Annotated in this window: 28 protein-coding genes; 16 read left to right on the top strand and 12 right to left on the bottom strand. The window is 65.6% G+C overall.

Translation table 11 applies throughout. From position 1 onward, the window contains the following. Positions 1 to 57 precede the first annotated feature (57 nt). On the top strand, positions 58 to 1,188 hold the full coding sequence (locus E4S58_RS10865) for an S-(hydroxymethyl)glutathione dehydrogenase/class III alcohol dehydrogenase (protein WP_136636421.1): 1,131 nt from the start codon (positions 58 to 60) through the stop codon (positions 1,186 to 1,188). 93 nt (positions 1,189 to 1,281) lie between these two features. Here E4S58_RS10865 and E4S58_RS10860 read toward each other — a convergent pair whose 3' ends face one another. Continuing rightward, positions 1,282 to 1,902 (bottom strand): class I SAM-dependent methyltransferase, encoded by a 621-nt coding sequence (locus E4S58_RS10860; protein ID WP_169052653.1) that lies wholly within the window; start codon positions 1,900 to 1,902, stop codon positions 1,282 to 1,284. A gap of 91 nt (positions 1,903 to 1,993) precedes the next feature. On the opposite strand from E4S58_RS10860, the gene E4S58_RS10855 reads away from it, so the two are divergent. Continuing rightward, a complete protein-coding gene (locus E4S58_RS10855) occupies positions 1,994 to 2,914 on the top strand; it encodes a LysR family transcriptional regulator (protein WP_136636419.1) in 921 nt (306 codons plus the stop codon). A 58-nt stretch (positions 2,915 to 2,972) separates the two neighbouring features. Further along, the gene (locus tag E4S58_RS10850) at positions 2,973 to 3,683 is read left to right on the top strand and encodes an NYN domain-containing protein (protein WP_136636418.1); all 711 of its coding nucleotides are present in this window, start codon (positions 2,973 to 2,975) and stop codon (positions 3,681 to 3,683) included. On the opposite strand, the gene E4S58_RS10845 is transcribed toward E4S58_RS10850, so the two are convergent. After that, positions 3,680 to 4,297 carry a TetR/AcrR family transcriptional regulator gene (locus E4S58_RS10845; RefSeq protein WP_240789531.1) on the bottom strand — a complete coding sequence of 206 codons (618 nt, stop codon included), beginning with the start codon at positions 4,295 to 4,297 and terminating at the stop codon, positions 3,680 to 3,682. The two genes, E4S58_RS10850 and E4S58_RS10845, sit on opposite strands and share 4 nt — an antisense overlap. A gap of 172 nt (positions 4,298 to 4,469) precedes the next feature. Here E4S58_RS10845 and E4S58_RS10840 point away from each other — a divergent pair, with 172 nt between their 5' ends. From E4S58_RS10840 to E4S58_RS10815, 6 genes are read left to right on the top strand one after another with little or no spacing between them, the layout of a single operon-like run. After that, entirely contained in the window at positions 4,470 to 5,171 is a 702-nt protein-coding gene (locus tag E4S58_RS10840; protein WP_136636417.1) for a nitroreductase family protein, read from the top strand. Beyond that, positions 5,172 to 6,002 carry an S-formylglutathione hydrolase gene (gene fghA, locus E4S58_RS10835; RefSeq protein ID WP_136636416.1) on the top strand — a complete coding sequence of 277 codons (831 nt, stop codon included), beginning with the start codon at positions 5,172 to 5,174 and terminating at the stop codon, positions 6,000 to 6,002. Continuing rightward, complete coding sequence (locus tag E4S58_RS10830) at positions 5,999 to 6,451, top strand: YaiI/YqxD family protein (RefSeq protein WP_136636415.1); 453 nt, start codon at positions 5,999 to 6,001, stop codon at positions 6,449 to 6,451. Before fghA ends, E4S58_RS10830 begins: the two co-directional genes overlap by 4 nt. A 31-nt stretch (positions 6,452 to 6,482) precedes the next feature. Beyond that, positions 6,483 to 7,103, top strand: coding sequence for an HAD family hydrolase (locus E4S58_RS10825; RefSeq protein WP_136636414.1), 621 nt, complete (start codon positions 6,483 to 6,485; stop codon positions 7,101 to 7,103). After that, a complete protein-coding gene (locus E4S58_RS10820) occupies positions 7,100 to 8,014 on the top strand; it encodes an ornithine cyclodeaminase family protein (RefSeq protein WP_136636413.1) in 915 nt (304 codons plus the stop codon). Before E4S58_RS10825 ends, E4S58_RS10820 begins: the two co-directional genes overlap by 4 nt. After that, the gene (locus E4S58_RS10815) at positions 8,011 to 8,931 is read left to right on the top strand and encodes an alpha/beta fold hydrolase (RefSeq protein ID WP_136636412.1); all 921 of its coding nucleotides are present in this window, start codon (positions 8,011 to 8,013) and stop codon (positions 8,929 to 8,931) included. Before E4S58_RS10820 ends, E4S58_RS10815 begins: the two co-directional genes overlap by 4 nt. Positions 8,932 to 8,992: 61 nt before the next feature. Here the strand turns inward: E4S58_RS10815 and E4S58_RS10810 are convergent, their stop codons facing one another. Continuing rightward, complete coding sequence (locus E4S58_RS10810) at positions 8,993 to 10,231, bottom strand: MFS transporter (RefSeq protein WP_136636411.1); 1,239 nt, start codon at positions 10,229 to 10,231, stop codon at positions 8,993 to 8,995. 143 nt (positions 10,232 to 10,374) lie between these two features. On the opposite strand from E4S58_RS10810, the gene zapE reads away from it, so the two are divergent. Further along, positions 10,375 to 11,433 carry a cell division protein ZapE gene (zapE, locus tag E4S58_RS10805; RefSeq protein ID WP_240789530.1) on the top strand — a complete coding sequence of 353 codons (1,059 nt, stop codon included), beginning with the start codon at positions 10,375 to 10,377 and terminating at the stop codon, positions 11,431 to 11,433. Positions 11,434 to 11,685: 252 nt separating this feature from the next. Here the strand turns inward: zapE and E4S58_RS10800 are convergent, their stop codons facing one another. The 4 genes from E4S58_RS10800 to E4S58_RS10785 are packed head-to-tail and all read right to left on the bottom strand — an operon-like array spanning position 11,686 to position 15,730. Beyond that, positions 11,686 to 12,969 (bottom strand): bifunctional folylpolyglutamate synthase/dihydrofolate synthase, encoded by a 1,284-nt coding sequence (locus E4S58_RS10800; protein ID WP_205965381.1) that lies wholly within the window; start codon positions 12,967 to 12,969, stop codon positions 11,686 to 11,688. Continuing rightward, a complete protein-coding gene (gene accD, locus E4S58_RS10795; RefSeq protein WP_136636409.1) occupies positions 12,966 to 13,907 on the bottom strand; it encodes an acetyl-CoA carboxylase, carboxyltransferase subunit beta in 942 nt (313 codons plus the stop codon). The genes E4S58_RS10800 and accD overlap by 4 nt, the downstream gene beginning before the upstream one ends. A 60-nt stretch (positions 13,908 to 13,967) precedes the next feature. Beyond that, a complete protein-coding gene (locus tag E4S58_RS10790; protein WP_136636408.1) occupies positions 13,968 to 14,870 on the bottom strand; it encodes a CPBP family intramembrane glutamic endopeptidase in 903 nt (300 codons plus the stop codon). Positions 14,871 to 14,872: 2 nt separating this feature from the next. Continuing rightward, positions 14,873 to 15,730, bottom strand: coding sequence for a CPBP family intramembrane glutamic endopeptidase (locus E4S58_RS10785; protein ID WP_136636407.1), 858 nt, complete (start codon positions 15,728 to 15,730; stop codon positions 14,873 to 14,875). A gap of 103 nt (positions 15,731 to 15,833) precedes the next feature. Between E4S58_RS10785 and ilvD the strand changes: the two genes are divergently transcribed. The 5 genes from ilvD (at position 15,834) to E4S58_RS10760 (ending at position 20,570) form a co-directional block, all read left to right on the top strand. Next, complete coding sequence (gene ilvD, locus E4S58_RS10780; protein ID WP_136636406.1) at positions 15,834 to 17,591, top strand: dihydroxy-acid dehydratase; 1,758 nt, start codon at positions 15,834 to 15,836, stop codon at positions 17,589 to 17,591. Continuing rightward, positions 17,578 to 18,237 (top strand): hypothetical protein, encoded by a 660-nt coding sequence (locus E4S58_RS10775; protein WP_136636405.1) that lies wholly within the window; start codon positions 17,578 to 17,580, stop codon positions 18,235 to 18,237. The genes ilvD and E4S58_RS10775 overlap by 14 nt, the downstream gene beginning before the upstream one ends. Before the next feature lie 117 nt (positions 18,238 to 18,354). After that, entirely contained in the window at positions 18,355 to 19,116 is a 762-nt protein-coding gene (locus tag E4S58_RS10770; RefSeq protein ID WP_420821280.1) for a DUF6478 family protein, read from the top strand. Positions 19,117 to 19,128: 12 nt separating this feature from the next. Further along, positions 19,129 to 19,500 (top strand): hypothetical protein, encoded by a 372-nt coding sequence (locus E4S58_RS10765; RefSeq protein ID WP_136636404.1) that lies wholly within the window; start codon positions 19,129 to 19,131, stop codon positions 19,498 to 19,500. Between the two features lie 164 nt (positions 19,501 to 19,664). Continuing rightward, the gene (locus E4S58_RS10760; protein WP_136636403.1) at positions 19,665 to 20,570 is read left to right on the top strand and encodes a LysR family transcriptional regulator; all 906 of its coding nucleotides are present in this window, start codon (positions 19,665 to 19,667) and stop codon (positions 20,568 to 20,570) included. A gap of 167 nt (positions 20,571 to 20,737) precedes the next feature. On the opposite strand, the gene E4S58_RS10755 is transcribed toward E4S58_RS10760, so the two are convergent. Next, positions 20,738 to 21,655 (bottom strand): DMT family transporter, encoded by a 918-nt coding sequence (locus E4S58_RS10755; RefSeq protein ID WP_205965380.1) that lies wholly within the window; start codon positions 21,653 to 21,655, stop codon positions 20,738 to 20,740. A 114-nt stretch (positions 21,656 to 21,769) separates the two neighbouring features. Between E4S58_RS10755 and E4S58_RS10750 the strand changes: the two genes are divergently transcribed. After that, positions 21,770 to 22,696 carry a LysR substrate-binding domain-containing protein gene (locus E4S58_RS10750; protein ID WP_136636402.1) on the top strand — a complete coding sequence of 309 codons (927 nt, stop codon included), beginning with the start codon at positions 21,770 to 21,772 and terminating at the stop codon, positions 22,694 to 22,696. Between the two features lie 87 nt (positions 22,697 to 22,783). On the opposite strand, the gene E4S58_RS10745 is transcribed toward E4S58_RS10750, so the two are convergent. Genes E4S58_RS10745 through E4S58_RS10730 form a run of 4 tightly spaced genes read right to left on the bottom strand, consistent with a single transcriptional unit; the run spans position 22,784 to position 25,728 of the window. Continuing rightward, positions 22,784 to 23,716 carry an OmpA family protein gene (locus E4S58_RS10745; RefSeq protein ID WP_240789529.1) on the bottom strand — a complete coding sequence of 311 codons (933 nt, stop codon included), beginning with the start codon at positions 23,714 to 23,716 and terminating at the stop codon, positions 22,784 to 22,786. After that, a complete protein-coding gene (locus tag E4S58_RS10740) occupies positions 23,717 to 24,286 on the bottom strand; it encodes a peroxidase-related enzyme (protein WP_136636401.1) in 570 nt (189 codons plus the stop codon). A gap of 1 nt (position 24,287) precedes the next feature. Then, the gene (locus E4S58_RS10735) at positions 24,288 to 25,010 is read right to left on the bottom strand and encodes a GNAT family N-acetyltransferase (protein ID WP_136636400.1); all 723 of its coding nucleotides are present in this window, start codon (positions 25,008 to 25,010) and stop codon (positions 24,288 to 24,290) included. Next, positions 25,003 to 25,728: a competence/damage-inducible protein A gene (locus E4S58_RS10730; RefSeq protein WP_136636399.1), complete on the bottom strand. Its 726-nt coding sequence runs from the start codon at positions 25,726 to 25,728 to the stop codon at positions 25,003 to 25,005. The genes E4S58_RS10735 and E4S58_RS10730 overlap by 8 nt, the downstream gene beginning before the upstream one ends. Positions 25,729 to 25,776: the final 48 nt, after the last annotated feature.

Genomic DNA, 25,776 nt, shown 5'->3' with positions numbered 1-25,776 from the left:
ATCCCAGGCCCGAACCGGACCAAGGTGGCGCGAAGCCAATTTCAGGAGGATCCCTTGATGCGCACCAAAGCCGCCGTCGCCACACAGGCCGGAAAACCCTTGGAAATCATGGAGGTGAACCTCGACGGTCCGAAGCCGGGCGAAGTTCTGGTCGAAGTGAAGGCCACCGGCATCTGCCACACCGATGAATTCACATTGTCCGGAGCAGACCCCGAAGGGCTGTTCCCCGCGATCCTCGGCCATGAAGGTGCGGGCGTGGTGGTCGAGGTCGGCGAAGGCGTCACCAGCCTGAAGCCCGGCGATCACGTGATCCCGCTTTACACGCCGGAATGCCGCGAGTGCTATTCCTGCACCAGCCAGAAGACCAACCTCTGCACCTCGATCCGCACAACGCAGGGCCAGGGCGTCATGCCCGACGGCACCTCGCGCTTCACCACGCTCGATGGCGACCCGATCCTGCACTACATGGGCTGCTCGACCTTTTCGAACCACACGGTGCTGCCTGAAATCGCACTGGCCAAGGTGCGCGAGGACGCCCCCTTCGACAAGATCTGCTACATCGGCTGCGGGGTGACCACCGGCATCGGCGCGGTGATCAACACCGCCAAGGTCGAGGTCGGATCGACTGCCGTGGTCTTTGGCCTGGGCGGCATCGGGCTGAACGTGATCCAGGGCCTGCGCCTTGCCGGGGCCGAGATGATCATCGGCGTCGATCTGAACAACGGAAAGAAGGAAATGGCCGAACGCTTCGGCATGACCCATTTCATCAACCCGTCCGAGATCGGCGAAGACATCGTCCCCTACATCGTCAACCTGACCAAGCGGCGCGGCGACCTGATCGGCGGCGCGGATTACACCTTTGACTGCACCGGCAACGTCAATGTCATGCGTCAGGCGCTGGAATGCGCGCATCGCGGCTGGGGTGAATCGATCATCATCGGCGTGGCGCCTGCCGGGGCCGAAATCGCCACGCGTCCGTTCCAGCTGGTCACCGGCCGCGTCTGGAAAGGCACGGCCTTTGGCGGTGCACGTGGCCGGACCGACGTGCCCAAGATCGTCGACTGGTACATGGACGGCAAGATCGAGATCGACCCGATGATCACCCACACCATGGGCCTCGACGACATCAACAAGGGGTTCGACCTGATGCACGCCGGAGAATCCATCCGGTCGGTCGTGTTGTATTAACGACGGAGCGGCGGGGTGAACCCCGCCCTACCGCAGGACCATCCCCGTAGGGCGGGGTTCACCCCGCCCCGCGGCCATCCACCAAGGCCTGCCCTACACCTTCCGCGCCACGAGGAACCGCGTGACCACGCCCTTCCCCATGGTTTCGGATTCCACGATCTCAAGCCCGTGCCGCGCCATGGCGGCGTCGATATCGCGGCTCGACAGGAAGCCGACGTAGGGCGCCTTGCCGATCATCCGCATCGCCCCGATCACCAGCCGCAGCGGCCAGCCGCGCCAGTTCTCGGCCAGCGCACCGGTCTTGGTCACCAGCACGCCGCCCGGCTTGACCCGCGCGGCCAGCGACGCGACCGCGCCATCGAAATCCTCGATCAGGTGCAGCAGGTTGTAGGCCGCAACCATGTCGAACTGCCCCTCGGGCAGATCAAACAGACCGTGGCGCGCAAAGCTGACAGTGTCGACCGCCTGTTCGGCCTGCCGCTGCCGCGCGATGTCCAGAAGCGCGCCGCTGATATCCGTGGCCAGCACATGCCCCGCGTGAGGCGCCAGCCGCATCGCGATGGTCCCGGTGCCGCAGCCGACCTCAAGCACCTCGGCTTCGGGCGTCAGGTAGGCCGCTGATCGTTCGACCGTCCGGTCATGCTGATCCATGTTCTGAATGGGCCGCTTGGCATAGGATTGGGCCATGCCGTCCCAGAAGGCTTCCGCTTGCATATCGCTCTCCGTCATCTCTGTTGATCCTGTTTACCCATGCGCGGACCACATAAGAATTGCCTGAATTCGCAGAAACGGCATACAAAAACGCATGAATTGGCCCGCTGCGAGTTTTGACTGGAACCAGGCCCGCGCCTTTCTGGCGACGGCCGAACACGGATCGCTCTCGGCGGCCGCGCGCGCGCTTGGCCAGACCCAGCCCACGGTCGGGCGGCAGGTCACTGCGTTGGAGGACGAACTGGGCGTCGCGCTCTTCGACCGGGCCGGGCGCGGGTTGATCCTGACGGACCCCGGGCGCGAGCTGCTGATCCACATGCGGGAAATGGGGGCGGCGGCCGAACGGGCCGCCCTGACCGCGACCGGTCAAAGCCAGACCCTACGCGGCACCGTGTCGATCACCGCGAGCGACGTCTCCTCGGCCAACCTGCTGCCCCGCGTGATCGCCGATCTGGGCCGCAAGACACCCGAGATCGATATCGAGGTCATTGCCGCCAACGACCTGCGCGACCTCTCGCGGCGCGAGGCCGACATCGCCATCCGCCATGTCCGCCCCGAAGACCCGAACCTGACCGCGCGGCTGTTGGGCGAAGGCACCGGGCGGTTCTATGCCGCGCCCGCCTATATCGATCGCCGGGGGCGGCCCGAAACCCGCGCCGATCTGTCCCGCCATGACTTCGTCGGCTTTCTGGATTCCGACGAAATGTGCGCCTTCCTCGCGCAGCGCGACATCCAGATCACCGCCCAGAACATCCGGTACCGCACCGACAGCGGGCTGGTGCTGTGGGAACTGGTGCGCGCGGGCCTTGGCATCGGCATCATGAGCGACGACACCGGCCGCACCACGCCCGATGTCGACCTGATCCTGCCGAACGAGCCGGTCTTTGCCTTTCCCATCTGGCTGGTCACGCACCGCGAACTGCATTCCTCGCGCCGGATCCGCACGGTCTTTGACCACCTGGCCGACGCGCTTACGGCGCATATCAAGCGCACCTATACCCGCACCGGCACCTGACCGATCAGCGGTGGTCTTCCCCGCCGCCGCGCCCTATGTGAAGGCAAAAGGAGGCCCCATGCCCGACACCCGCCCGCTTTATGCCGTTCTGATCGACGCCGACAACATCCCGGCGAAATACGCCAAGGCGATCCTGAAAGAGATCACCAGCATCGGCGAGCCCGCCCTGCGCAGGGTCTATGGCGACTGGGGATCGGACCGCCTGCGCCCCTGGACGGAACAGGTGCGCGAACTGGGGCTGGTGGCGCATCAGGAAACTGCGAACACCAAGGGCAAGAACGCCAGCGACATCGGGCTGGTGATCGACGCGATGGATATCCTGCACACCGGCCGCTTCGACGGGTTCGTGCTTGTGTCGTCCGACAGCGATTTCACCGCGCTGGCCAACCGGGTGCGGGAACAGGGGCTCGACGTCATCGGCATCGGGGAATCCAAGGCCCCGGAAAGCCTGCGCAACGTCTGCAACCGGTTCATCCTGATCGAGAACATCGTCGAGGATTCGGCCCCGGCAAAAGGCGCCGAAAAGCCGACCGGAAAGCTGAAACCGGCCGAGGCGCAGCCGCTGATCCTGCGGGCCATGGACAAGATCGACACCGACGACGAATGGGTCACCATGGGCCAGCTGGGCCAGTACCTGACGGCAGAGAACCCGGATTTCGACACGCGGTCCTACGGCAAGCGCAAGCTGTCGGACCTGATCGCCGACATCAAGATCCTCGAATCCAAGCGCGGCCCGGGCAATCAGCTGATGGTGCGGCGGCTCGACTAGGCGCCGTAGCGGGCAAGGAACATGTCGACGGCGGAATTGGCGACCTTCTCGCACCACTCCGGCGACAGTTCCCCGGCCACGCCGAACAGGCGCTGCGTAAAGATCCCCGCCTTGCACAGCTCGGCGAACTGGTCAGCGGCCAGCTCGGGGTCCTCGACCTTCAGGTTGCCCGCCTCAGTCGCGCAGCGCAGGTAATCCGCCATCATGTTCCGCGCCATCATCGGCCCGGTGCGGTAGAATTCGCGCCCCAGCTCCGGGAAGCGTTCGGCCTCGGCCACGCACATGCGGAAGATCGACAGCGACATTGGAGAGTTGAAGAATTCGGCGATCCGGCGCGCCCCGAACAGCAGCACGTCGCGCGGCGGCAGGTCGGGCTGCACCAGCTCCATCGCCGCGTCGGCCTGGCGCTGGCATTCGCTGCGCGCGACCTCCATGAACAGCAGCCGCTTGTCGGGAAAATAACTATAGAGCGTCGCCTTGGACACGCCCGCGACCCGGGCGATGTCGTCCACGTTCGCGCCCTCGTAGCCCTCGGCCACGAAGACTTCGCGCGCACCTTCAAGCACCTGGCCGAACTTGCGTCCGGTCCGCATGACGGGGCGGGTGACACCCATGTTTTCCTCCCTCACAGATCCTGACAAATCTAAACTGTTCCGTTCACCTGGTTCAAGCGGCTGAAATCGCGATTCCGGCATGTGTGCGCCGGGTCACGCAGATATGAGCGCCCCGCCGCCGCCCTTGACCCGCCACGTCCCGTCAGGGACAACCCGGGAAAGGGAGGACACCATGACAGCCCAAACCTCGACCACCTATCACCCGGTTCCCCTGCCCGACCGGCAGGAGGTCACGCAGGACCAAAGCCTGCACGGCGCCCGCGCCTTCCACGACCGCATGAAGACCCGCCACACGGTGCGGGATTTTGCCGACACTCCGGTCGATCTGGCGGTCATCCAAAGCGCCATCGCGACAGCCGGGCTCGCGCCCTCGGGGGCGAACCACCAGCCCTGGCACTTCGTGGCGATTTCCGACCCCGAGACGAAGTCAAAGATCCGTCAGGCCGCCGAGGAGGAGGAGCAGAAGTTCTACGACGGCGGCGCGGGCGATGAATGGCTGTCGGCGCTGGAACCCATTGGCACCGGCGTGTCCAAGCCGCACCTGACCGACGCACCCTGGCTGATCATCATCTTCGCACAGCGCTACGGCCTGCGCCCCGATGGAACACGCTTCAAGCACTACTATGTGCCCGAAAGCACCGGCATTTCGACCGGCTTCCTGATCGCGGCGCTGCATCACGCGGGGCTCTATTGCCTGACGCACACCCCGAACCCGATGAAATTCCTGACCGAAATCTGCGGCAGGCCGGATCACGAGAAACCGACGATGATCCTCGCGGTCGGACACGCATCGAAAGACGCGACCGTGCCGCAGAAGGCGCTTCAGAAGAAGCCCCTGTCCGAAATCCTAACCCTCAATCCCGAAAGTAATTGAATGGAAACCCTGTCCGAGAACCGCTGCTTCGGCGGCACCCAGGGCGTCTACAAGCACGCCTCCTCTGCCACCGCCTGCGACATGACTTTCGGCCTGTTCCTGCCGGAAGAGGCGCAGGACGGCCCCGTGCCGATCCTGTGGTACCTGTCGGGCCTGACCTGCACCCACGAAAACGCCATGACCAAGGCGGGGGCGCAGCAATGGGCCGCCGAACAGGGCATCGCGATCTGTTTCCCCGACACTTCGCCGCGTGGCGACAACGTGGCGGATGACGAGGCCTTTGATCTGGGCAAGGGCGCGGGGTTCTACCTGAACGCCACGCAGGATCCCTGGGCGCCGCATTACCGGATGTGGGATTACGTGGCAGACGAGCTACCCGCCCTGCTGGCCGACCAATTCGCCATCGACCCCGATCGCCAGGCGATCACCGGCCATTCCATGGGCGGCCATGGTGCGCTGACGCTGGCCATGTCGCTGCCGGGCCGGTTCCGCTCCGTCTCGGCCTTTTCGCCGATCTGCAACCCGACGGGGGGCGACTGGGGCCGCAAGCAGTTCACCGCCTACCTTGGGACGGACGAAGCCACGTGGAAAGCACACGATGCGTCGATCCTGATGGCTGACAAGGGTTTCGACGGCCCGGTTCTGGTCGACACCGGCACCTCGGACCAGTTCCTTGACCTGCTGCGCCCCGAAACGCTGGCCGAAGCCGCCGCAAAACGGCGCCAGCAGATCCAGTTCCGGATGCAGCCCGGCTATGATCACAGCTATTTCTTCGTCTCGACCTTCATGGAAGACCACGTCGCCTTCCACGCCGAGGCGCTTTACGCGTGACGCTTTACGTCGATGCAGACGCCTGCCCGGTCAAGGCCGAGGCCGAGCGGGTCGCCACCCGCAACAAGCTTCCCATGAAGCTGGTCTGCAACGGCGGCCTGCGTCCCTCGCAGAACCCGCTGGTCGAACTTGTGATCGTCGATGCGGGCCCGGACGAGGCCGACAAGTGGATCGCCGACCATGCAGGCAAGGGCGACGTCGTCGTGACCTCGGACATGCCGCTGGCCGCGAAATGCGTGGCCAGTGGCGCGCGCGTCCTGCGTCACAACGGCGAACGGCTGACGCAGGCCAACATCGGCGCCCAGCTGGCCATGCGCGACCTGATGACCGACATCCGCGCCGCCGACCCCTTTGCCCAAGGCTCGGGCAAGGGCTTTACAAAGGCCGACCGCTCCCGTTTTCTGGACGCATTGGAACGCGAAATCCGCGCCGCAGAGCGTGAAAGCTAGGCCCCGCACGGGGGCTGGAACAGGGGCAGCAATGGGCATTCAGGCCGTCGTCTTCGACATCGGAAACGTTCTGATCGAATGGAACCCCGAACGGTTCTATGACGCCGAAATCGGCCGCGAGCGGCGGGAAGAGCTGTTCGCCCAGGTTGACCTGCACGCGATGAACGACCGCGTCGACATGGGCGAGGATTTCCGAACCACGATCTATGACGCCGCCGAACGGCACCCGGCCTATCGCGACGCCATCCGCCTGTGGCACGACCGCTGGATCGACATGGCCTCGCCCGCGATAGACCAATCGGTCCAGCTGTTGCGCGCCCTGCGGTCCAATGGCGTGCCCGTCTTCGCCCTGTCGAACTTCGGGATCGGCACTTTCGCCCAGGCGCAGTCGGTCTATGACTTCCTGCACGAATTCGATCGCCCTTACATCTCGGGCCACCTGGGCGTGATCAAGCCCGACCCCGAGATCTATCGCATCCTCGAAGACGACAGCGGCCTGCCCCCCGAGAGCCTGCTGTTTGCCGACGACCGCGCCGACAACATCGCCATGGCCGCCTCGCGCGGCTGGCAGACGCACCTGTTCGACGGACCGCAGGGCTGGGCCGACCGGCTGGTCGCCGAAGGCTTGCTGGCGCAGGAGCAAGCGGCATGAGCATTCCCAGCATCTCGTTCGACGAAGGAGAAAAGGTTCTGGACTGGATCGCCCTGACCGACGCCATCGCGGCGGGGCACGACCTGCCCAGGGCCGAGGTCTCGGATACCTTCCTCTATCGCGGCGACGACACGCTGCTGACGCGGTCTGCCTGGATCGACGGGCTGGGCCTGGCGATCAAGGCCGCCACGATCTTTCCCGGCAACCCCGAGCGTGGACTTGGCACCGTCAACGGCATGATGAGCCTGATGTCCGATACCGACGGCACGCTTGAGGCGATGATCGATTTTCACCTTGTCACCAAGTGGAAGACGGCCGCCGACAGCCTGCTGGCCGCCCGCCGCCTGGCCCGGCCCGACAGCCGCAGAATCCTGATCGTCGGCGCAGGTGCGGTTGCGCGATCCCTGCGCGAAGCCTATGGCGCGGCCTTCCCCGAGGCAGACTTCACCATCTGGAACCGCACCGCCGCCAAGGCCGAGGCATTGGCTGCAGACTTCCCCCGCACCACCTGCGCGATGGATCTGCCCGATGCGGTCGCCGAGGCCGATATCGTCAGCTGCGCGACCTCGGGCCATGTGCCGGTTCTGAACGGGGCCTGGCTGCGCCCGGGCCAGCATATCGACCTGATCGGTGCCTACCGCCCCGACATGCGCGAAGCCGACGACGAGGCCCTGCGCCGCGCCCGGGTCTTCGTCGACAGCCGCGACACGACGATCCACCACATCGGGGAAATCGCGCTGGCCATCGCCTCGGGCGCGATCACCGAAGACGCGATCCTGGCCGATTACTACCAGCTCGCCGCCTTCACCCGTGCGCCCGACGACATCACGCTGTTCAAGAACGGCGGCGGGGCGCATCTGGATCTGATGACGGCCCGCCACATCCTGACCGCCTGGACCGCTGCACAATGATCTGGCTTATCCTTCTGGTCCTCGCGGCCGCCGTGGCCATCGCCCCCTTCGTGGTCGAACAGCGCCGCACTCAGATGAATGACGCCGCCCGCGTCGATGCGCCCGGCAGCTTTGCCGAACTGTCGCAGGGCACCACGCATTATCGCTGGTTCGGCGGCACGCGCGGCCCGGTGGCGGTGCTGGTCCACGGCCTCACCACCCCCGGGTTCGTCTGGGACCAGATCGCCGAGGGCCTGACCCACATGGGCTTCCGCGTCCTGACCTACGACCTTTACGGGCGCGGGTTTTCGGATCGGCCCGACGGTGTGCAAGACGACGCCTTCTTCGTGCAGCAGCTAGAAGACCTTCTGGCGCACGAGAAGATCCCCGACGACATCACTCTGTTCGGCTATTCCATGGGCGGCGTAATCGCCACCTGCCATGCGGCCAAACACCCCGACCAGATCCGGCAGCTTGTCCTCGTGGCCCCCGCCGGTTTCGGCGGCTTTCCCAAAGGCTTCTATCGCCAGATCCGCGACATGGGCCGCCTTGGCGACTGGCTGGCCCACGCCCGCCTGCCCCGCGTGATCCGCAAGGGCGCACAATCCCTGGCGGGCCAGCATCCCGACCTGGCCGACGTTGCCGCCGGTCAGGCCGCCGAGTCGGACCGGCGCGGGTTCATTCCCGCGGTCCTGTCGTCGCTGCGCCATGTGCTAAGGGACGAACGGGAATACGAACACCGCAAGCTCAGCCGGGTCGACGTGCCGGTGCTGTCGATCTGGGCGACAGAGGATGACGCGATCCCCCTGTCGGGCATGGGCAACCTCACCCGCTGGAACCGTCTTGCCATCCAGTCCCAGGTCGAAGGGGCGACACACTGGTTGCCCCTGACCCACCCGGACGAGGTTCTCAGGGCCTTCCAGGACGGACGCGAATAGCCAGCCCCAAACGAAAAACCCCGGCGCGAGGCCGGGGTTTATCAAAGGCATGATCCGCAGATCAGGCAGGCACCGCCACCGGCGTTCGCTTTTCCTTCACCGGCAGGTGGACGATCGCGCTGAACGCGCCAACCCCGACGCCGATCCACCATACCATCGTGTAATCGCCATAGACGTCGTACATCCGCCCGCCAAGCCAGACCCCCAGGAACCCGCCCAGCTGGTGCGAGAAGAAGACGATGCCGTAGAGCGTGCCCATGTAGCGCAGCCCCCAGATATGCGCGACCAGACCCGAGGTCAGCGGCACGGTGGCCAGCCACAGCGATCCCATGGCGGCCGAGAAAAGCAGCACGCTGAGCGGTGTGATCGGCAGCAGGATGAAGGCGGCGGCGACGAAGGTGCGCAGGGTGTAGATGCCCGCAAGCAGGTACTTCTTGGTGAACCGGTTGCCCAGCCACCCCGCCAGCAGCGTGCCCGCGATATTGGCCAGCCCGATGAGAGAGATCGAGATCGCCCCAAGCGCCGAGGTCGTGGTGATCCCGATCGAATGCAGCACGCCGCCCGGCATGATCGGCCCGCACATTTCGGTCACGAAGGCCGGGAAGTGCGCGGTGATGAAGGCCAGCTGGTAGCCGCAGGAGAAGAAGCCAAGGAAGATCAGCGTGAACGACGGATCCTTGCCGGCGCGCAACAGGATCTGACCCAGGCTTTCCTCCAGCTCGGTCTTGGTCGCCGTGATCGGGGCACGCATGAACGGCAGGAACAGGATCACGCTCAGGATCAGCGCCGCGAAGACCAGGAAGACGCTTTGCCAGGGCATCATGCCCAGCAGGTATTCCGCAAAGGGCGCGCCGACGACCTGCCCCGCGCTGCCTGCCGCCGTGGCGATGGCCAGCGACATCGACCGGTTCGCGCCCGATGAGGCCCGGCCAACCACGGCCAGGATCACGCCGAACCCGGTCCCCGCGATGCCGAAGCCCACCATGATCTCAAGCAGTTGGTGCTGGACCGGCGACACGGCGAAAGATGACAGGACCAGCCCGGCGGCATAGGTGATCGCGCCCAGGATGATGGCCCGCCGGTCCCCCAGCTTTTCCGCGAAGGCCCCGAAGATCGGCTGCCCGATCCCCCAGGCCAGGTTCTGGATCGCGATCGCCAGCGAAAATTCGGCGCGCGCCCAGCCGAACTCGTCGGCGATCGGGATCTGGAACACCCCGAACGAGGCACGCACAGCAAAACTGATCAGGATGATCACGCAGGCAGAGATCAGGACAGGCGTCATCAGACGGGCAGAGGACATCGGAGGCTCCGGGAGATAAATGCAGGCGCATACAATCCGAAACCCTGCCCCGAGGCAATTCATCCTTTGTGATGTCCCGCATTTGCATTGCTGCTCTTTTCCCTGCCCGGGCCGCAAGGTAACTAGTCAGTATGAGCCAGAAAATGCGCGATCTCTACACCGCCCGCCTGAACTCCGGAGAGCTGCACGCCGACCCCGCCCAGGAGGCGGTGCTGGCCGAGTTCGACCGCATCCTCACAGGGCTTGAGGCGAAACCCGAAAAGCGGGGCCTGTTCCGGCGCAAGACGCAGGTCGACGCACCGGATGGGCTGTACCTTTGGGGCGGGGTCGGGCGCGGCAAGTCGATGCTGATGGACCTGTTCGTCGAAAGCCTCGACGTGCCGGTGCGGCGGGTGCACTTCCACGCCTTCATGCAGGAAATCCAGGCAGGCCTGCACGAAGCGCGCAAGGCCAATGTCGAAGACAGCCTTGCGCCCGTTGTCGAACAGGTGGCCGACGGCCTGCGCGTCTTGGCCTTCGACGAGATGCAGATCACCGACATCGCCGACGCGATGATCGTCGGACGGCTGTTCCAGGCCCTGATGGACCGGGGCGTGGTCATCGTGACGACCTCGAACCGGGTGCCGGATGACCTGTACAAGAACGGCCTGAACCGGCAGCTGTTCCTGCCCTTCATCGACCTGATCAAGGACCGGCTGGTGGTGCACGAACTGGCCAGCCCCCGCGATTACCGGCAGAACCGGTTGTCCGGCAGCAAGGTCTACTTCACCCCCGCCAATGCCGCCGCCCGGGCCGAGATCGACGCGATCTGGAAAGACCTGACCGGCGGCGGAGGCGAACCGCTGGTGCTGACCGTCAAGGGGCGTCAGGTCACGCTGCCCGCCTACCGCAACGGCGTCGGGCGGACGACCTTCCACGCGGTCTGCGGCCAGATGCTGGGCCCCGGCGACTTCCTGGCCATCGCCGATGCCGTGCGCGTGCTGATCATGGAGGATATCCCGCGTCTCGGCCGGTCGAACTTCAACGAGGCAAAGCGCTTCGTCACGCTGATCGACGCGCTTTACGAGGCAAAGGTGCGATTCATCTGCTCGGCCGCGGACGAACCCGAATCGCTTTATATCGAAGGTGACGGCGCGTTCGAATTCGAACGTACGGCAAGCCGCCTGCGCGAGATGCAGGATGCGGACTGGGGGAAGGACTGACGCTGCGCCACAATTGGGGGACCGTTGAATCGGCCCCCTCATATTGTGCCCGACGTATTTCTAAACACCACCGATATTCAGACTGCCGCGTGTATGAAGACGTGAGGGCGGAGGTCCCGGGTGGAGGATTGCCTGTCTAACAACTAAACCCAAGATAGGCGAATCATCGCGAATCGGTCAACCGGTTGCGATTCGTTTCTTGACGAATCGGACCACATTTTTTGTGCAGCCCCGCAGTTTTGAAACTTCGCCTTAACCCGGCTGCACGTTTTCGCGCAAAATTTCACCGGCCAGGTACAGCGAACCGCAGATCAGGATCCGGGCCTGCGGGTCCTGCGCCACGATGTCATCCAGCGCCGCGCGAACGGTTTCGGCTTCGGTTGCGACCATACCGACGTCCCGCGCGGCGGTTGCGGTTTCCTCGGCTGACAGCGTGGCCGCCTCTCCGGGGATGGACACAGCGTGCAGCGACGCCGCCTGCGCTGCCAGGGGTCGCAGGTATCCGCGCACGTCCTTGGTGTTCAGCATGCCGCAGATCAGGTGCGTCGGGCGATCCGGCAGTCCGGCCAGATACCGACCCAAAGCTTCGCCGGCCGAGGCGTTGTGCCCGCCGTCCAGCCACAGTTCGGCAGTGCCCGCGGCCTCGACCAGTGGACCGGCGCGCAGGCGTTGCATCCGGGCGGGCCAGCTGACCCGGGTCATCGCGGCTTCGGCAGCATCTTCGCCGAAGCCGAGCGCGCGTAACGACGCCAGCGCCGCGCCCGCGTTGTCGATCTGATGCGCCCCGAGCAGGGCGGGCAGCGGCAGATCCAGCAGTCCGGTTTCGTCCTGGAACACCAGCCGACCGCGTTCTTCCCAGACATGCCAGTGCTGGCCCTGCGCGATCAGCGGCGCGCCCAGCCGTTCGGCGGTCGCCTCGATCACCTCAAGGCCTGCCTCCATCTGCGGCCCCACAACGCAAGGCACCCCGCGCTTGATGATCCCGGCTTTCTCGCCGGCGATCGCCTGGATCGTGTTGCCAAGGTACTGGGTGTGGTCGATGGACACCGGAGTAATGACCGTCAGCGCGGGCTTGGCGACCACGTTGGTTGCGTCCAGCCGTCCGCCCAGCCCGACCTCGAGCAGGGTGTAATCCGCGGGCGTCCGCGAAAACGCGAGGATCGCGGCGCAGGTTGTGATCTCGAAATATGTGATCGGTTCGCCGCCGTTCACCGCATAGCATTCGTCCAGCACTTCGGTCAGATGCGCTTCGGTGATCAGGTCCCCGGCCAGACGGATGCGTTCATGAAACCGTGCCAGATGCGGCGAGGTGTAGGCATGCACCCGTTTCCCCGCCCCTTCCAGACCGGCCCGGATCATCGCCTGCGTCGATCCCTTGCCGTTGGTGCCGGCGATATGGATCACCGGCGGCAGGCGGTCCTGCGGATTGCCAAGCGCGTCCAGAAGCCGCCAGACGCGATCCAGCACAAGGTCCATCACCTTGGGATGCAGCGACATCATCCGTTCAAGGATGACATCCGAGGACGGCGAGGTCACTTCTTGGCGCCCGGTGTGGCCGGCGTGGCGGGGGCTTCGATCGCGGGGGCCTCTGCCTCGGGTTTCGGCAGGGTGCCCTTGACCGCCGGCGGCAGCCCCAGAAGCATCCGGGTGATCGTGATCAGTTCGTCCCGCATGTCGGTCCGCTTGGTCACGCGGTCCAGCATGCCGTGATCCAGCAGGTACTCGGCCCGCTGGAACCCTTCGGGCAGCTTTTCACGGATCGTCTGTTCGATCACGCGCGGCCCGGCAAAGCAGATCAGCGCATTGGGTTCGGCGATCTGCACGTCCCCCAGCATTGCGTAGGATGCGGTCACGCCGCCTGTCGTGGGATGCGTCAGCACCACGATATAGGGCAGACCAGCCTCTTTCAGCATCTGCACGGCCACGGTCGTCCGCGGCATCTGCATCAGCGACAGGATGCCTTCCTGCATCCGCGCGCCCCCGGCGGCGGAAAACAGCACCAGCGGCCGCTTCAGCTTCACCGCACGTTCGGCGGCGGCGATGATCGCATTGCCGACGTACATCCCCATGGAGCCGCCCATGAACGAGAAATCCTGCGCCACGGCGACGATACCGGTCTGGCCCATCTCGCCCTCGGCGACCAGCATGGCCTCGTGTTCGCCGGTGTCGCGCTGCGCCGCCTTCATCCGGTCGGGATAGCGTTTCTGATCGCGGAAATGCAGCGGGTCGGCCACCGGGTCGGGCACCTTCACCTCGACGAACACCCCGCCGTCGAACAGCGCCTTGAACCGGTCACGTGGCGAAATCGCCATATGATGCCCGCACGAGGTGCAGACGTTCAGGTTCTCGGCCAGCTCGCGGTGGAACAGCATCGTTCCGCATTCCGAGCATTTCGACCAGAGGTTTTCGGGGACTTCGCGGCGCGAGAAAATCGAGTTGATCCTCGGGCGGACGTAGTTGGTGATCCAGTTCATGTCGCGTCCAGAGCGGTTGCGGATTTCTGTCCAGATAGGCCCTTGCCGCCCGGAATGCAATCAACGCCTGACCGCCACCCGCACCGCAAGCCAGGCTAGGGCCAGGATCGCCAGGTCGATTCCGAAGCCAAGCGTGACCACCGGCGACGGGTCCGGCAACACCAGCTCACCGGTGTCCGGCAGGGGCGACACGAGGAACAGGGCCAGCCCGCTGTCGGGCGCCCCGACCTCTTCGACCACGAGAAAGGCAAAGATGTTGTTGGCCATGTGAAACCCGATCGCCGCCCCAAGCGATCCGGTCCGCGCGGTCAGGTCGCTGGCCGCCAGGCCGAACAGGAAGGCCCAGATGACGTACTGTACGGAATCCGCATAGCCGTCGCCGTTGTACCAATGCACCGACGCGAAGGCGATATTGGGCACCGTCAGCCAGACCAGCGGAGAGGAAAACCGCGCCGCGATCTGCTGTTGCAGGTAGCCACGATAGAAGATCTCTTCTGCCCCGGTCTGGATCAGCAGCGCCACCAGCGCCCAGGGCAGATACAACAGCCACGGACCAAGCGGGTTCAACGTCGCCTCGGACGGGGTCCACCACGGCACCACGATCTCGAGCACGAGGTAAAGCAGTGCCCCACCCACGGTCGCGCGGAGCATGTCGTGTTTCCAGACCTGCGCATCGCCCAGCAGGCTGCGCGGCCCGCGGTGATGCGTCATCCAGACCACGAAGATCACGGCAAGCCCCAGCACCCCGAAGGCAAACAGGTCGTAAAGCGCGCCGGCCGCCGTGTCGGGCGCCAGCAGTTGGCCAATCCGGTCGGGGGCAAGGTTGAAGGCGAAGAAATCCAGGGCATCCCGGCCGATCCGGTAGAAGAATTCGACCGCCAGGAACCCGATCAGCGTATAAAACAGCGCCGACGACCGGCGGGCCGGCGCCACGTACCCGGCATGCGGCGCGTAGCCCGACATCTTCAGACCCTCAGCACGATCCGCGCGCCCAGCCAGGACACGAGGATCAGCAGCGCCTCGAGCGCCAGCATCGGCGCAAGCGACGGGTCGGCCATGTCGACCGGCATCAGGTACAGCGCCAGCCCCTGCATCGGCCCCTTGGCTCCGACCAGCATCAGCGCCCCGAAGTTGTTGGACAGATGCATCGCCAGCGCCGGTCCAAGCGTGCCGGTCCGCGCGGTCAGATCGCCCGCCGCAAGCGCGAACAGCAGCGTCACCCCGACGACGCCCCACTTGTTGTCGCCCGCCGACGGATCGACATGCAGCAGGGCGAACAGAACGGCAGGCAGGCCCAGCCAGACGATCGGTGACCGGACCCGCGCCGCAAGCTGCGATTGAAGGTAGCCGCGGAAGATCAGCTCCTCCGCTCCGATCTGCACCATCAGCAGCACCACCGCGGGCCCCAACCAGACCAGCCAGCGCGAGAAAGCCAGATGCGCCACCGGCTCCATCCCCTGTGGCGAGGGCAGGATCAGCGCCAGCGTCAGCACCGCCGCCTGCACCATCAGGACGCGCCCGAACTGGTAGACCGCCGGCCCAAGCGGCCCGACCAGCGACAGAAGCGTCCTATGGTGCAAAAGCTGCATCACCAGCCACAGGGTCAGCATCGGGCACAGGAAGGACGACAGGATCCAGATCATGCCGGCGGGCGTCGTGCCCGGCTCGATCCCCCGGATGCCGAAAAAGGGCACCACGGCCACCCACAGCGCGGTCAGCGCCAGCGTGCCGGCCGCAAGAAGGGCAATCCCGACGGCGGTCCGCCATGCTTCGGCGCGGGGACGGGCCCGCTCGGTCAGGATGTCCTGCGCGTCATAGGTCATGCGCGAGACGCTATCCCGCTGTTGCGACAGCCGCAATCGGCCTTGTCTGCCCGGGTGGCGTCATTTATCCCGATGCCAGCCAGTTACACCGGGGAGGCTTATCATGACCAAGTTCGACAAATCCCGGCTGCCCAGCCGATATGTCACCGAAGGCCCGGAGCGCGCGCCGCACCGGTCGTACCTCTATGCCATGGGCATTGCCGAGCACGAAATTCACCAGCCCCTCGTCGGCGTGGCGACCTGCTGGAACGAAGCCGCCCCCTGCAACATCGCGCTGAGCCGTCAGGCGCAGGCCGTGAAGCTGGGCGTCAAAGCCGCCGAAGGCACGCCGCGCGAATTCACCACCATCACCGTGACCGACGGCATCGCCATGGGCCACGAAGGCATGCGGTCCTCGCTCGCCTCGCGCGAAGCCATCGCCGACACGGTCGAACTGACCATGCGCGGCCATTGCTACGATGCGATCGTCGGCCTTGCGGGCTGCGACAAGTCGCTGCCGGGCATGATGATGGCGATGGTGCGTCTGAACGTGCCGTCGGTCTTCATCTACGGCGGCTCGATCCTGCCGGGCAAGGCGCCCCAGATCGACGAGATCCCCGAGGATTTCCGCACCCGCGACCTGACCGTGCAGGACATGTTCGAAGCGGTCGGCCGTCACCAGAACAACGAACTTTCGGACGCGGCCCTCGACATCCTCGAACGCGTCGCCTGCCCGTCTTCGGGGGCCTGCGGCGGTCAGTTCACCGCCAACACCATGGCATGTGTCTCCGAAGCGATCGGCCTTGCGCTGCTGAACTCGTCTGGCATGCCGGCGCCCTATGAATCGCGCGACCAGTACGGCGAAGCCTCGGGCCGCGCGGTCATGAACCTGATCGAAAAGAACATCCGCGCCCGGGACGTCGTGACCCGCAAGTCGCTGGAAAACGCGGCGCGTGTCGTGGCCTGCACCGGCGGATCGACCAACGCCGGTCTGCACCTGCCCGCCATCGCCCACGAGGCCGGGATCGAGTTCACCCTGCAGGACGTCTGCGAGATCTTCCGCGACACGCCCTATTTCGTGAACCTGAAGCCGGGCGGCGATTATGTGGCGAAAGACCTGTTCGATGTCGGCGGCATCCCCGTCGTGATGAACGAACTCCGCAAGGCGGGCCTCATTCACGAGGACTGCATCACCGCGAGCGGCAAGACCATGGGCGAAGAGCTGGACACCGTGAAGCGCAAGGCGGACGGCAAGGTCATCTTCCCCGTAGAGACCCCGATCACCAAGACCGGTGGCGTCGTCGGCCTGCAGGGCAACCTCGCCCCGGAAGGTGCCATCGTGAAGGTCGCGGGCATCAAGCCCGAGGATCAGAAGTTCACCGGCCCGGCCCGCGTTTTCGAATGTGAAGAGGATGCCTTCGCCGCCGTGCAGAAGCGCGAATACAAGGAAGGCGAGGTCATCGTCATCCGCAACGAAGGCCCCGCCGGCGGCCCCGGCATGCGCGAAATGCTGGCCACCACCGCCGCCCTGTCCGGTCAGGGCATGGGCAAAAAGGTCGCGCTGATCACCGACGGCCGCTTCTCGGGTGCGACCCGTGGCTTCTGTGTCGGTCACGTCGGGCCCGAGGCCGCCCACGGCGGTCCGATCGCCATGCTGAAGAACGGCGACATGATCACCATCGACGCGGTCGCGGGCACCATCGACGTGGACCTCTCGGACGCCGAGATGGAACAGCGCAAGGCTGACTGGGCCGGTCCGCGTGACACGATCTATGCCTCTGGCGCGCTGTGGAAATATGCGCAGCTGGTCGGCAAGACCTATCTGGGCGCGGTGACGCATCCCGGCGGCAAGGCCGAAAAACACATCTATGCCGATCTCTGATCGGACAGACCCCAAGGGGGCCGGGCGCGCCAAGGCGATCCCGGCCCTTTTTGCCTGCGCCGCGCTGGCCCTGTCGGGCTGCCAGATGGCCCTGCCCACGGCCTCGGGCAACGGCAATGCCCTGCCCATGGCGGAACTCGACGCGGGCCAGATCACGGTGCGCGGCCCGGCGGGCTACTGCATCGACGCCAAGTCCCTGCGGTCGTCCGGCGCACGCCAGTTCGCCCTTGTCGCGCAATGCGATCTTCTGACCCGGGGCGAGATCGAGGGCGTCAGTTCGCTGTCCTTCATGACCGTGACCGCCGTGCGGTCCTCGGACGATACGCCCCTGCCCACGGCCAGCCAGATCGCCGCCACCTTCGGCCCCGCCAAGGTTCTGAACCAGACCACCCGCAACGGGGTGATCTACGTCCAGCTGTCCGACGGCGGCCAGCGGGCGACCCGCAACGCCACGCCGGTCCACTGGCGCGGGGTGATGCAGGTCGCGGGCCATACGCTTGGCCTTGCCGCCTATTCGACCGAAGGCGGCGCCGCCAGCGGGCGTGGCGGGCGCGATCTGCTGATGTCGCTCGTTACAAACATCCGGCAGGCCACCACGGGGACCGTGACCGGCGACAGCATCGCGGTCCAGAAGCCCGACGGCTGAGCCCCGGATTAGGCAATAGTCCCGCAGGGGTTTCCGTGCCATAAACGGCCAACGGCGGCACGACCGGCGACACACAGGACGGCAACAGGCTTGGCACGGGCACCCATGGCGACGGCGATACGGTCGATACTGCGAAAGCTCTTCCTCAAACGCGAACAACGTCTGTGGCGCGCCGAGGCCCGCGCGGCCCGCACCCTTCCCATCCCGGCCCTGCGCACCCTGCGCACCCGCGCCCGCAGCCTGCGGCAGACGCTGGACCAGGTGATCCATACGGCAGACGAACGCCTGGCGCTTCCGGCGGTCGGATCGACGATCTTTCCGACACCCCACGGCACCGACTGGTCCTGGCGTCCGCACCTGTGGCGCGCGCCCCTGCCCGTCACCGGGATGGCGGCCGTGCCCGCCCGCACCCGCCTGGGCGACGAGGTTGCGCTGCATCATGACTGCGTCCGCTCGGAACTGTCGCTCAGGCAGATCCGCAACGACCGCGAGGAAGACCTGGCCCCCTATTCGTTGCGCATGGATGTCTTCGCTTTCGACGGCACCTTCCTGTCGCTGGCCATCGACCTGCCCGGCGACATCCTGACCGGCCTGCAGAAGACCCACCTGGTCCGCCTGTCCGCCACGATCGAGCTGGAAAAACCGCTCGAGGTCTTTGCCCGGCTCAACATCGTCCATGGCCCCAACACCGAACAGGTGGTCCGAGAGCTGCCCCTGACCGGGCCGGAAACCATGGTCGAATTCGACCTGGCCTACACCAACCTCAACGAAAAGCGGCTTGAGAAGGCCTGGCTGGACCTGATTTTTGAGGACCCGCAGATGAACCAGATCACCCTGCGCGACATCACCTTTGCCCGCTGCCCGCGCGCGGAATTCTGACAGGAGAGAGCGATGAGCGTCCTGACCGTCACCAAGACACGCCTTGCCAACGGCCAGTGGGAAGGCGTCATCACCGATGTCCCCGACGGCATCCGCCCCGGCGTCGCGGTCCGGTTCCGCGACAAGCCGCTTGACGATGTCACGGTCAGCCCGGCGGGCAACGGCGACTGGCGCCTGTCCTTCGCCATCCCGGTCAACGCGATCTGTGACGGAATCCAGACAATCACCATCGTCGAGGCCAAGACCGGCGACGTTCTGAACAGTGCTGCCATAATCGCAGGCGAGACCGCGGACGAAACAATGCAGGCCGAGATCGACCTGCTGCGGGCCGAACTGGACATGCTCAAGCGGGCTTTCCGGCGACATTGCGTCGAAACCGCCTAGATCGTTTCAAATGTGGCGGGAAACGCCCTGTTTCCCTGTTTCCCGTCCATAAACGATCCCGACATTACCCCGTAATTGACGATGCCCCGCCCGGATTGCGCCCGAATTGGCGTCGATACCTTGCGTCAAGGCAACCGAAACTATGAGGCAGAAAGGTTAGAGCAATGGACCGTCTGACAGAAATGGAAGCATTTGCGACGGTCGTGGATCAAGGTGGTTTCACCGACGCGGCCAAGAAGATGGGGATCTCGAAATCCGCCGTGTCCAAGCATGTTTCCTCCTTGGAAGCACGATTGGGCGCACGTCTTCTCAACCGGACCACGCGTCGTGTGTCCCCGACCGAGATCGGCCTGGCCTACTACGACCGCGCCCGCCGCGTCCTGAACGACGCGGGCGAAGCGGATGCGCTGGTCACCTCGATGCAGTCCGCCCCCTCGGGCCTGCTGCGCATCTCGGTCGCGACCGACTTTGGCGTGAATCATCTAAGCCCCGTGCTGGGTGAGTTTCTGGCCGAGTTCCCCGACATCACCGTCAACATGGTGCTGAACAACCGCTACGTCGAACTGATCTCCGAAGGGTTCGACATGGCCATCCGCATCGGCGAGCTCGAGGACAGCACCCTGCGCGCCCGCAAGCTGACCGACACCAACAAGCGGATGATCGCGGCGCCCTCGTACTTCGAGAAATACGGACGCCCCGGCAAGATCGACGACCTGAACGAACACAAGCTTCTGCACTACTCGTCGCAGGCTTCGGGCAACGTCTGGAAACTGACCGCGCCCTCGGGCGAAAAGCGCCAGGTCCGCACCGCCGGCTGGCTGTCGGTCAACGACGGGCAGTCGCTGCTGAACGCCGCGATCTCGGGCCTGGGCATCGCCTACCTGCCGTCGTTCCTTTATGCCGACGCCATGGCGCAGGGCCTGGTCGAGGACGCGATCCCCGACCTGCCGGTCGAGACCCAGGGCATCTACGCGGTCTACCCGCCGGGCCGGTTCACCCAGCCCAAGGTCCGTGCCTTCATCGATTTCCTTGTCCGGAGCTTCAACGAAAAAGGCCCCGACAAGTGGTGAGCCCCACCTGACGATTTCCTTCCCCTGCCTGACATCAGGCCACCTGGACCCCGGCGGACTCGCCGGGGTTTTTCCTTGGGGGGAGTAGGATGGGGGATGGGTGTTTGATTTCCGCCAAACGCGGGACGAAGGCCTGCTGTGCGAACAAAGCTGCCGTTGCCCTACCTTCACTTTCGCTGCGCGATGACGGTGAGCGCGACGCCGGCAAGAACAAACGCAACTCCGATCAGGAAAAGACCGCCCATACGGTCCCCAAAGAGCGCCGCCGAGGCCCCGATCCCGAAGACTGGCTGAAGGAACTGGACACTGGCCGCAATCCGGGCCGGGATGGTGCGCAGCAACCAGAGCCACAGGAACAGCCCCGCAGCCGTCACGGCCAGCCCAAGGTAGACGGCCGACGCGATCGCCTTGGGCTCGACTGTGAACGGCGTCGTGGCGGCCTCATGCAGGGCGAATGGCACGATGGCCAGGAAGCCCGCCAGAGTGCTCCATGCTGCCACCGTAACCGTTCCGTAGCGGTTGGTCTGCTCTACGCTCCAGACATAGTAGAACGCAATGGTCAGCGCCGAGAGCAGGACGAGCGCCGCGCCTGCGAGTGTGGTCTCAATGACTCCGGCAGCCGCCCCGCCACGATCCAGCGCGACAAGGGCGATGCCACCGAAGGCTCCCGCGAGACCCAGTTTCTGCCGCAGGGACACGGACTGCCCCAGACGAATGGCCGCGAAAATCACGATGAAGATCGGGATCATCGCCGAGATGATCGTGCTGACAGAGGCAGACGCCTCTGCAATGCCGAAAGTCTGGGACACCTGGCCGACGCCGATCCCCAGCAATCCAAGGGCGGCGACCTTGGGCAGGACGCGCAGGGGAATGCGGTGACGCCCGATCGCGAAGAGAAACAGGAAGGGCACAGCGACACCGAACCGCAGCGCAGTCAGCACCATCGGCGGCATGGTCTCAAGGCCGAGCTTCGTGATCGGGATGGACAGCCCCCAGATCACCGCCAGAAGCAGCATCCCGGCCACGCTGAGCAAAGTGATGCGGCTGACGTTGAGTGATGTTGGCGTGATCGTGGCGTCAGACATGGCTGCCCCCCAGTATTGGTTGCGTTTCGATCACCTATGGCGCGCCATATACCCAACTGACAAACGATCATTTTTCCTGTTATGATTGCGCTCAGATCAATCATGAGGCCCAGGATGCCCGCATTGCCCCCGCCGCTACAGACGCTCAGAGCCTTCGAGGCGACCGGACGGCTGCTCAGCATGGCCTTGGCGGCGGCGGAGCTGAACGTGACCCCCGGCGCGGTCAGCCGCCAGATCAGGACGCTTGAGGACGATCTTGGCGTCAGACTGTTCCGCCGGATGACACGGAGCTTGGCATTGACCGAAGACGGCGCGGCCCTTCATCAGGTGGTCAGCAGAAGCCTTGCCGAATTGACGCGAGAAGCCGAGCGCCTGCGCGCCAGGGACACCGGCACGCGATTCACCCTCACGACCAGCGTCTCCTTCAGCCGATGGCTTGCCCCCCGCCTCGCCGGTCTGATGCAACAGATGCCCGAGGTCGATGTGCGGCTGGACGTGAGCGACATCAACGTGGATCTGACCGACGGACGCGTCGATGCGGCGATCCGCTACGGCAACGGGCCTTACCCCGGCGCAACTTGGGAACGTCTGCTGGACGAGACGATCGGGCCTGTCTGCGCGCCGGACTATCGGGCGCGCGTGGGAGGCATTGCCACCCCCGCCGACCTGCTGGCCTGCAACCTGATCCGGGAGGAGCGGGTGCTTCACGACGACCGCCGCCTGCCGAACTGGGAACGATGGTTCGCCACCGCAGGTGTAACAGGGCACCATCGCAAGGGGCCGACGCTCAGCCATGGCAGTCTTGTCATCGAAGCTGCATTGCGTGGTGAAGGCGTGGCCCTGGGGCGCAGCGCCCTTGTCACGGACGACATTTCCGCAGGGCGACTGGTGGCGCTTTTTCCCGACATCACGCTGCCTGCCGGGCGCGGTTATGACCTGGTCTATCGGGATGGCGAGGCGGACGACCCACGCATCAGTGCGTTGCGAAATTGGCTTCGAAGCGAAATCTTGAGCATCAGTGCTGACACCATTTCTGGCTGACCAATGCTGCTCCGAGGATGATGCGAATGTCTTGGATGGGCTCGATGCCGACCTTCACCACAACCCTCACCTGTTCCTCACCCCCCCTCACTCCGCCGCCAGCAGCACCGCCTCGACCCGGCGGTTCGCTTCCCGTCCCGCCTGCGTCAGGTTCGACGCCACCGGCGCCAGATAGCCCGCGCCCTGTGCCACCACCTGCCCGCCCGGCACCTCGTACTTGCCGATCAGCCTCGCGCGGACGGCCTCGGCGCGTTTGCGGGACAGGGCGGTGTTCGCCTCGAGCGATCCGGTCGCGTCGGTGTGGCCGACCAGAGCGATGATCCGGGCGGGGTTGGCCTTGAGGTAGCCCGCCAGTGCCTCGAGCGTGGCATAGCTGCGGTCCGACAGGGTGCCCGCGCCCGATGCGAAGTCGAGGTCCTTGAGAACGACGTGACCGGAGTCCTGTAGGCGCGTGATGATCTCGGGCGTCTCGGGTGGCGACTCGGCCGGGGTGATGGCCAAGGCCTCGGGCGCGGGCTGATCCTCGGGGGTCGTCACGACCTCCATCACCTGGACAAAGCGATTGCTGCGGCCCCGGCTGACAAGGATGTAGACATATTCCGCGCCCGGCCCCTCGCCCTTCTGCGCGACCAGCACGCGGAAGTCGAAGAGATCGACGTTCATAGCCGGGGCCGGCAGGACCGGCAGGCCAAAGCGGAAATCGAACCCGCCGCAGGCCTGCGTGCGACAGTCGAGGATGGTGAAATAGCCGCCCTGCGCCAGGTCCACCCGCAGCCCTTCGATGATCCGCAGGGTCGACAAGGCGGCCGAGGGCACCCGCCAGGCCCGTTCACGCAGCGCGCCCTCGACCTCGAGCATCGGCAGGGTGCCATCATACACGCCAACCGGAACGGACAGCGCCGCCGGGGTTTCCTGCCGGTCATGCGTCGGCTCGGCCGCCTCGGGCAGGCTGCCCGGCTCGAACGCCATCACCGGGGTCGCGACGCCAAGCGCAAGGTATGCCGCGAGGGCCAGCCGCACCTAGCGCGCCTGCGAATGGTATTCGTCGTTCGGCCGCATGTCGGTGGCGCTGGCGACCCGGTTGGTCATGTTGAAGAAGGCGGCGACATTGGCGATGTCCCAGATGTCCCGGTCCGAGAAGCCCACGTCCCGCAGGGCCTGCCGGTCGGCTTCCTCGATCTTGCGCGAGGCCTCGGTCACCTTTGCGGCGAAATCCAGCATGCCCCGCTGCCGCGCGTCCAGATCGGCGACACGGTAGTTCATCACCATCATCTCGCCCAGCTTGGGATCGCCCGACAGTTCGCGCACCGCCGCGCCATGGGCGGTCAGGCAGTAGAAGCACCCGTTGATCGACGAGACGACCACCGCGATCATCTCACGCTCCAACTTGGTCAGCCCGCTGTCGGCCAGCATCAGGTCGTTGTAGAGCGCGGTGAAGGCGTTCAGCTTGTCGATGTCGAAGGCATGGGCCTTTAGCACGTTCGGCACCATCCCCAGCTTTTCGTCGCAGATGTCGAAATACTTCTGCGTGCTCGCAGGCAGTGGATCGACCATCGGCAGGTCCAGGGCGGTCGGCAGGTCGCGGCTCATATCAGCTCTCCTTGATGCGATAGTGGTACTGCCCGACGATTTCCATGCCGAGCTTGCTGTAAAGGGCGTTGGCCGCCGCGTTCTGTTCCACGCACAGACAGGTAAAGTCGGTCGCGCCTTCGTCCTTGGCCCATTGCGCGGCCTGCACGGTCATCGCGCGGCCCATGCCGACACGGCGGGCCTCGGTGATGATCTCAAGCGCGTGCATCATGGCGACGCCACCGTGAATACCGACATAGCAGGTGCCGCCGGGCGAATTGTCGTGCCGCCCGATCATCGCGGTCTTGGCGCAGTCGGCCCGTTCCATGACCGCGATCCGATCCGGTCCGATGCCGCCGCGCGCCCAGAAATCCAGCTGGATCGCCAGCGGCTCCCAGACGGCGAGGCTGGCCTGTTCGACGTCCGTCTCCATCGCCGACAGAAGGCCGATCGGGCAGCTGTAGATATTGGTCCGGTCGACCACGGCATAACCGCGCGCGGCCAGCAGGTCGTCCAGCGCCGTGTCGCCGGGCCGAAGCGAGAAGAGAGGCGTCTGACCCATGTCCCGCATCCGCGCCTCGGCCGCCTCGATGTCCTGCGTGGTGATCGCGTCGTCGACCGTGGCCGCCGACACCCGCTTGCCACCGCCGGAACTGCGCCGCAGGGTGATCGGCCCGCAGGCGATCTTTTCCTCGGCGGGCCAGGTGACGTCGACGGCGTCGAAGATCTTGGAAAGCTCAGGCACTGGGAAACACCTCTTGCAGTTTGACCATCGCCGCGTCCAGCCGCCCGCCATCCGTGCCGCGCACCACGACATTGGCGCCGAAGACACCGTTGAGGCTGAACGGATAGGACCCGAAGGACAGGTCGTCGTATTCCTCGGCCAGCGCCCGCAGCGGCCCGGCGATGTCACCCTCGGGCTGCATCACGCGCCAGGTCTGGCTCAGCAGCGGCGTGCCCCCGGTCAGTTTCGGCAGGACCGAGGCGACCATGGCCTCGAACACGGCGGGCACCCCGGCCATGACATGCACGTTTTCCACGGTGAAACCGGGCGCGGTCGACACCGGGTTTTCGATCAGCGCCGCATCGTCGGGAATCCGCGCCATGCGCAGCCGTGCCTCGGTCACCTCGACGCCCCGGGCGGTGTAGGCCTCGGTCAGCAGCTTGCGGGCGTCGTCGCGCACGTCGATGTGGCGGTCAAAGGCCTGCGCCACGCAATCGGCGGTGATGTCGTCATGTGTCGGCCCGATCCCCCCGGACGTGAAAACGTGATCGAACGCCCCCGACAGCGCCTGCACGGCCGCGACGATCTGGTCGGCCTCGTCCCCCACGACGCGCACCTCTTTCAGATCGATCCCGACCCGGGTCAGTTCGTTGGCAAGGTGGTGCATGTTCGAATCCCGCGTGCGGCCCGACAGGATTTCATCCCCGATGACCAACATGGCGGCAGTAGGGTTAGGCATGGGGCGCTCCGGCTTGTTTTCAGGCTGCGAAAAGGTATAGGCCGGCCC

This window comes from Pseudooceanicola onchidii (assembly GCF_004959925.1).
In the GTDB taxonomy this organism is placed as follows: Bacteria; Pseudomonadota; Alphaproteobacteria; order Rhodobacterales; family Rhodobacteraceae; genus Pseudooceanicola; species Pseudooceanicola onchidii.
The sequence above is the reverse complement of the archived record's forward strand: the minus strand, read 5'-3'. Positions and strand labels throughout refer to the sequence as shown.

Bases quoted from the DNA above. Each gene is read 5' to 3' on its own strand.
- E4S58_RS10730 (WP_136636399.1), bottom strand. From the start codon at position 25,728: ATGCCTAACCCTACTGCCGCCATGTTGGTCATCGGGGATGAAATCCTG.
- zapE (WP_240789530.1), top strand. From the start codon at position 10,375: ATGCGCGATCTCTACACCGCCCGCCTGAACTCCGGAGAGCTGCACGCC.
- E4S58_RS10755 (WP_205965380.1), bottom strand. From the start codon at position 21,655: ATGTCTGACGCCACGATCACGCCAACATCACTCAACGTCAGCCGCATC.
- E4S58_RS10765 (WP_136636404.1), top strand. From the start codon at position 19,129: ATGAGCGTCCTGACCGTCACCAAGACACGCCTTGCCAACGGCCAGTGG.
- E4S58_RS10785 (WP_136636407.1), bottom strand. From the start codon at position 15,730: ATGACCTATGACGCGCAGGACATCCTGACCGAGCGGGCCCGTCCCCGC.
- E4S58_RS10845 (WP_240789531.1), bottom strand. From the start codon at position 4,297: ATGGGTGTCACCCGCCCCGTCATGCGGACCGGACGCAAGTTCGGCCAG.
- E4S58_RS10855 (WP_136636419.1), top strand. From the start codon at position 1,994: ATGAATTGGCCCGCTGCGAGTTTTGACTGGAACCAGGCCCGCGCCTTT.
- E4S58_RS10810 (WP_136636411.1), bottom strand. From the start codon at position 10,231: ATGTCCTCTGCCCGTCTGATGACGCCTGTCCTGATCTCTGCCTGCGTG.
- accD (WP_136636409.1), bottom strand. From the start codon at position 13,907: ATGAACTGGATCACCAACTACGTCCGCCCGAGGATCAACTCGATTTTC.
- E4S58_RS10825 (WP_136636414.1), top strand. From the start codon at position 6,483: ATGGGCATTCAGGCCGTCGTCTTCGACATCGGAAACGTTCTGATCGAA.
- E4S58_RS10815 (WP_136636412.1), top strand. From the start codon at position 8,011: ATGATCTGGCTTATCCTTCTGGTCCTCGCGGCCGCCGTGGCCATCGCC.
- E4S58_RS10850 (WP_136636418.1), top strand. From the start codon at position 2,973: ATGCCCGACACCCGCCCGCTTTATGCCGTTCTGATCGACGCCGACAAC.
- E4S58_RS10865 (WP_136636421.1), top strand. From the start codon at position 58: ATGCGCACCAAAGCCGCCGTCGCCACACAGGCCGGAAAACCCTTGGAA.
- E4S58_RS10760 (WP_136636403.1), top strand. From the start codon at position 19,665: ATGGACCGTCTGACAGAAATGGAAGCATTTGCGACGGTCGTGGATCAA.
- E4S58_RS10820 (WP_136636413.1), top strand. From the start codon at position 7,100: ATGAGCATTCCCAGCATCTCGTTCGACGAAGGAGAAAAGGTTCTGGAC.
- E4S58_RS10750 (WP_136636402.1), top strand. From the start codon at position 21,770: ATGCCCGCATTGCCCCCGCCGCTACAGACGCTCAGAGCCTTCGAGGCG.
- E4S58_RS10775 (WP_136636405.1), top strand. From the start codon at position 17,578: ATGCCGATCTCTGATCGGACAGACCCCAAGGGGGCCGGGCGCGCCAAG.
- E4S58_RS10840 (WP_136636417.1), top strand. From the start codon at position 4,470: ATGACAGCCCAAACCTCGACCACCTATCACCCGGTTCCCCTGCCCGAC.
- fghA (WP_136636416.1), top strand. From the start codon at position 5,172: ATGGAAACCCTGTCCGAGAACCGCTGCTTCGGCGGCACCCAGGGCGTC.
- ilvD (WP_136636406.1), top strand. From the start codon at position 15,834: ATGACCAAGTTCGACAAATCCCGGCTGCCCAGCCGATATGTCACCGAA.
- E4S58_RS10860 (WP_169052653.1), bottom strand. From the start codon at position 1,902: ATGCAAGCGGAAGCCTTCTGGGACGGCATGGCCCAATCCTATGCCAAG.
- E4S58_RS10740 (WP_136636401.1), bottom strand. From the start codon at position 24,286: ATGAGCCGCGACCTGCCGACCGCCCTGGACCTGCCGATGGTCGATCCA.
- E4S58_RS10790 (WP_136636408.1), bottom strand. From the start codon at position 14,870: ATGTCGGGCTACGCGCCGCATGCCGGGTACGTGGCGCCGGCCCGCCGG.